The organism is Flavobacterium sp. SM15 (assembly GCF_022012335.1).
Taxonomy (GTDB): domain Bacteria; phylum Bacteroidota; class Bacteroidia; order Flavobacteriales; family Flavobacteriaceae; genus Flavobacterium.
In genome coordinates, this window is sequence record NZ_JAKLTO010000014.1 from 1 (window position 1) to 5,674 (window position 5,674).

At 47.3% G+C, this 5,674-nt stretch carries 2 tRNA genes and 3 rRNA genes; all 5 read left to right on the forward strand.

Annotated features, from left to right (window positions below):
• Positions 1 to 292: 292 nt before the first annotated feature.
• The 5 genes from LZZ90_RS13845 to rrf all read left to right on the forward strand — a co-directional run bounded on the left by LZZ90_RS13845 (position 293) and on the right by rrf (position 5,363).
• Positions 293 to 1,808 (forward strand): 16S ribosomal RNA (locus LZZ90_RS13845).
• Positions 1,809 to 1,893: 85 nt separating this feature from the next.
• Positions 1,894 to 1,967: transfer RNA gene (locus LZZ90_RS13850), tRNA-Ile, on the forward strand.
• 118 nt (positions 1,968 to 2,085) lie between these two features.
• Positions 2,086 to 2,159, forward strand: a tRNA-Ala gene (locus LZZ90_RS13855).
• Between the two features lie 100 nt (positions 2,160 to 2,259).
• Positions 2,260 to 5,136: ribosomal RNA gene (locus tag LZZ90_RS13860) — 23S ribosomal RNA — on the forward strand.
• A 117-nt stretch (positions 5,137 to 5,253) separates the two neighbouring features.
• Positions 5,254 to 5,363 (forward strand): 5S ribosomal RNA (gene rrf / locus LZZ90_RS13865).
• Together the 16S, 23S and 5S rRNA genes with 2 tRNA genes alongside form the textbook arrangement of a ribosomal RNA operon.
• Positions 5,364 to 5,674: the final 311 nt, after the last annotated feature.

Consider the following 5,674-nt stretch of genomic DNA (forward strand, 5'->3'; position numbering starts at 1 on the left):
GTTCTACTTTTGCAACCCGCAAACAGAGGGAAGTTCATTTGAAATACTGGTCAAAACGAAAAGAAAATTTTTTCAAAAAAAAGTTTCAAAAAGTTTTGCAGATTAGAAAAGAAGTTCTACTTTTGCACCCGCTAACTGAAAGGCTGGCGACAGAATAAAAGAAGACACGTTCATAGACATATTGAATTGACAGCATTGAAGTAAAGAGATTTACTTCAAATATAAGAGAGAGTAAGACTTTTTCGAGTAGAATTGAAAAACCTAGCGACTTAAATCGACAATATTAAAATATACGATGAAGAGTTTGATCCTGGCTCAGGATGAACGCTAGCGGCAGGCCTAACACATGCAAGTCGAGGGGTAGAGTTAGCTTGCTAACTTGAGACCGGCGCACGGGTGCGTAACGCGTATGCAATCTGCCTTGTACTGAGGGATAGCCCAGAGAAATTTGGATTAATACCTCATAGTATTACGATGTGGCATCACAATGTAATTAAAGTTCCAACGGTACAAGATGAGCATGCGTCCCATTAGTTAGTTGGTAAGGTAACGGCTTACCAAGACAATGATGGGTAGGGGTCCTGAGAGGGAGATCCCCCACACTGGTACTGAGACACGGACCAGACTCCTACGGGAGGCAGCAGTGAGGAATATTGGTCAATGGGCGCAAGCCTGAACCAGCCATGCCGCGTGCAGGATGACGGTCCTATGGATTGTAAACTGCTTTTATACGGGAAGAAACACTCCTACGTGTAGGAACTTGACGGTACCGTAAGAATAAGGATCGGCTAACTCCGTGCCAGCAGCCGCGGTAATACGGAGGATCCAAGCGTTATCCGGAATCATTGGGTTTAAAGGGTCCGTAGGCGGCTTTATAAGTCAGTGGTGAAAGCCCATCGCTTAACGATGGAACGGCCATTGATACTGTAGAGCTTGAATTACTTGGAAGTAACTAGAATATGTAGTGTAGCGGTGAAATGCTTAGATATTACATGGAATACCAATTGCGAAGGCAGGTTACTACAAGTGGATTGACGCTGATGGACGAAAGCGTGGGGAGCGAACAGGATTAGATACCCTGGTAGTCCACGCCGTAAACGATGGATACTAGCTGTTCGGAGCAATCTGAGTGGCTAAGCGAAAGTGATAAGTATCCCACCTGGGGAGTACGCACGCAAGTGTGAAACTCAAAGGAATTGACGGGGGCCCGCACAAGCGGAGGAGCATGTGGTTTAATTCGATGATACGCGAGGAACCTTACCAGGGCTTAAATGGGAGACGACAGTTTGGGAAACCAGATTTTCTTCGGACGTCTTTCAAGGTGCTGCATGGTTGTCGTCAGCTCGTGCCGTGAGGTGTCAGGTTAAGTCCTATAACGAGCGCAACCCCTATTGTTAGTTGCCAGCGGGTCATGCCGGGAACTCTAACAAGACTGCCGGTGCAAACCGTGAGGAAGGTGGGGATGACGTCAAATCATCACGGCCCTTACGTCCTGGGCTACACACGTGCTACAATGGACGGTACAGAGAGCAGCCACTGCGCAAGCAGGAGCGAATCTTCAAAGCCGTTCTCAGTTCGGATCGGAGTCTGCAACTCGACTCCGTGAAGCTGGATTCGCTAGTAATCGCATATCAGCCATGATGCGGTGAATACGTTCCCGGGCCTTGTACACACCGCCCGTCAAGCCATGGAAGCTGGGGGTACCTGAAGTCGGTGACCGCAAGGAGCTGCCTAGGGTAAAACTAGTAACTGGGGCTAAGTCGTAACAAGGTAGCCGTACCGGAAGGTGCGGCTGGAACACCTCCTTTCTAGAGAAATGATTTAATTCATGGGTTTTTACGAAAGATCGGGGATTACTCTCGCTGTTAGTTCAAAATATAACTTAAAATACAGAGTCTCGTAGCTCAGCTGGTTAGAGTACTACACTGATAATGTAGGGGTCGGCAGTTCGAGTCTGCCCGGGACTACTTTTTAAGCCTTGGGCTTGAAAAAGGTATTATAAGTTATAAAAAAAGGAAATTTTAGAGGTTGAGTGACCGTTTGAAGTACTGTTAACTGAAAACTGTTAACGAAAACGCTAAAAATGGGGGATTAGCTCAGCTGGCTAGAGCGCCTGCCTTGCACGCAGGAGGTCATCGGTTCGACTCCGATATTCTCCACAGGTTCGAAAGAACAGAAGTTCATTGACATATTGAGATAAGAAAAATACAAATTAAAAAGTAGAAAGCATAGGATCTTGTAGCAATACAAGAACCACATACATAAGCAAAATAAGGGCGTATGGGGGATGCCTAGGCTCTCAGAGGCGATGAAGGACGTGATAAGCTGCGAAAAGCTGCGGGGATTGGCACATACGAGTTGATCCGCAGATATCCGAATGGGGCAACCCAATACATTGAAGATGTATTACCCGATAGGGGGCAAACCCGCTGAACTGAAACATCTAAGTAGGCGGAGGAGAAGAAAACAAAAGTGATTCCGTAAGTAGTGGCGAGCGAACGCGGATTAGCCCAAACCAATGTTGTTACGGCAATGTTGGGGTTGTAGGACCACGACATTTGATGCGGATTGAATTAGAATAACCTGGAAAGGTTAACCAAAGAGGGTGATAGTCCCGTATAAGTAAGAGAAGATATCAATAGTGGTATCCTGAGTAGGGCGGGGCACGTGAAACCCTGTCTGAATCTGGCGGGACCATCCGCTAAGGCTAAATACTCCTGAGAGACCGATAGTGAACCAGTACTGTGAAGGAAAGGTGAAAAGAACCGTGAATAACGGAGTGAAATAGATCCTGAAACCATACGCTTACAAGCGGTCGGAGCCCTTTAGTGGGGTGACGGCGTGCCTTTTGCATAATGAGCCTACGAGTTACCGTTGCTGGCAAGGATAAGCACTTCAGGTGTGGATCCGTAGCGAAAGCGAGTCTGAATAGGGCGCTTTAGTCAGTAGTGGTAGACGCGAAACCGTGTGATCTACCCATGGGCAGGATGAAGCTGTGGTAACACACAGTGGAGGTCCGAACCGGTTGACGTTGAAAAGTCTTCGGATGACCTGTGGGTAGGGGTGAAAGGCCAATCAAACTCGGAAATAGCTCGTACTCCCCGAAATGCATTTAGGTGCAGCGCTGAGCGTAAAGTTATATAGAGGTAGAGCTACTGATTGGATGCGGGGGCTTCACCGCCTACCAATTCCTGACAAACTCCGAATGCTATATAATGTTTCTCAGCAGTGAGGGCATGGGTGCTAAGGTCCATGTCCGAGAGGGAAAGAACCCAGACCATCAGCTAAGGTCCCCAAATGTATGCTAAGTTGAAAAAACGAGGTTTGTCTGCCCAGACAGCTAGGATGTTGGCTTGGAAGCAGCCATTCATTTAAAGAGTGCGTAACAGCTCACTAGTCGAGCGGACGAGCATGGATAATAATCGGGCATAAGTATACTACCGAAGCTATGGATGTATAGTAATATACGTGGTAGGGGAGCATTCTAACAGGGCTGAAGGTGTGAGGCGACTCATGCTGGACCGGTTAGAAAAGAAAATGTAGGCATAAGTAACGATAATGCGGGCGAGAAACCCGCACACCGAAAGACTAAGGTTTCCTCAGCTATGCTAATCAGCTGAGGGTTAGTCGGGTCCTAAGGCGAACCCGAAAGGGACAGTCGATGGCCAACGGGTTAATATTCCCGTACTACTGTTAATTGTGATGGGGTGACGGAGTGATGAAAGCACCGCGAACTGACGGAATAGTTCGTTAAAGTACCTAGCTATAGGTCCCGTAGTTAAATGCGCGGGAACTGGTGAAATACGATAGTACACGGAGTCTTCGGACAAAGTGATAGTGTGCCTAAGGGCTTCCAAGAAAAACCTCTAAACTTAGATTAACAGTACCCGTACCGTAAACCGACACAGGTAGTCGAGGAGAGAATCCTAAGGTGCTCGAGAGATTCATGGCTAAGGAATTAGGCAAAATAGACCTGTAACTTCGGGAGAAAGGTCGCCAGCGCAAGCTGGCCGCAGTGAAAAGGTCCAGGCGACTGTTTATCAAAAACACAGGGCTCTGCAAAATCGTAAGATGAAGTATAGGGCCTGACACCTGCCCGGTGCTGGAAGGTTAAGAGGAGATGTTATCTTCGGAGAAGCATTGAATTGAAGCCCCAGTAAACGGCGGCCGTAACTATAACGGTCCTAAGGTAGCGAAATTCCTTGTCGGGTAAGTTCCGACCTGCACGAATGGTGTAACGATCTGGACACTGTCTCAGCCATGAGCTCGGTGAAATTGTAGTATCGGTGAAGATGCCGATTACCCGCAGTGGGACGAAAAGACCCTGTGCACCTTTACTATAGCTTAGTATTGACCTTGGATAAGTGATGTGTAGGATAGGTGGGAGACTGTGAAATGGCGTCGCCAGGCGTTGTGGAGTCATTGTTGAAATACCACCCTTTGCTTATCTGAGGCCTAACCCCGCAAGGCGGGGGACATTGCTTGGTGGGTAGTTTGACTGGGGTGGTCGCCTCCAAAAGAGTAACGGAGGCTTCTAAAGGTTCCCTCAGCACGCTTGGTAACCGTGCGTAGAGTGCAATGGCATAAGGGAGCTTGACTGAGAGACATACAGGTCGATCAGGTACGAAAGTAGAGCATAGTGATCCGGTGGTTCCGCATGGAAGGGCCATCGCTCAAAGGATAAAAGGTACGCCGGGGATAACAGGCTGATCTCCCCCAAGAGCTCATATCGACGGGGGGGTTTGGCACCTCGATGTCGGCTCGTCACATCCTGGGGCTGGAGAAGGTCCCAAGGGTTGGGCTGTTCGCCCATTAAAGTGGCACGCGAGCTGGGTTCAGAACGTCGTGAGACAGTTCGGTCTCTATCTACTGTGGGCGTTAGAAATTTGAGTGGATCTGACTCTAGTACGAGAGGACCGAGTTGGACTGACCTCTAGTGTATCTGTTGTCTCGCCAGGGGCACTGCAGAGTAGCTACGTCGGGAAGGGATAAGCGCTGAAAGCATATAAGCGCGAAACCCACCACAAGATGAGATTTCTTTTAAGGGTCGTGGAAGATGACCACGTTGATAGGCTATAGATGTAAAGGCAGTAATGTCATAGTCGAGTAGTACTAATAACCCGTAAGCTTATGTATCGATTCCTCCCTCGCAAGAGGGAGGAGCTTAAACTTTTGATTATTTTCTTTATCTCAGTATGTTAAGATATTTTGTAATGTTGATTAGCCTAAGCTAATTACCCTTGCATAACGACTTAAGGTGGTTATTGCGGCGGGGCTCACCTCTTCCCATTCCGAACAGAGAAGTTAAGCCCGCCTGCGCAGATGGTACTGCAATCCTGTGGGAGAGTATGTCGCCGCCTTTCTTTTGAGAATCCTCATCATTAACTTGATGGGGATTTTTTGTTTTATAACACTTTGGACTTCGAAATATTTAAAAAAACGCTGTATTGCACAGTTGGAGTAAGAAAAACCCTTGTTTTTAGAGTTTTTTCCTTATGATTATGATGAAATTTTTGCTTTAAAACCGCTCTTTATCTGAAAAACCAATCGAATTACCATTACTCTTTAGCCCCGATTGGAGCAACTACCATGTAGTGCGGATAGCGGGAAAATGGTGTAGCAATCAAAACCAAGCCACTCGCTTCCAATAACAAACAAAAAAACCAATCGTAAT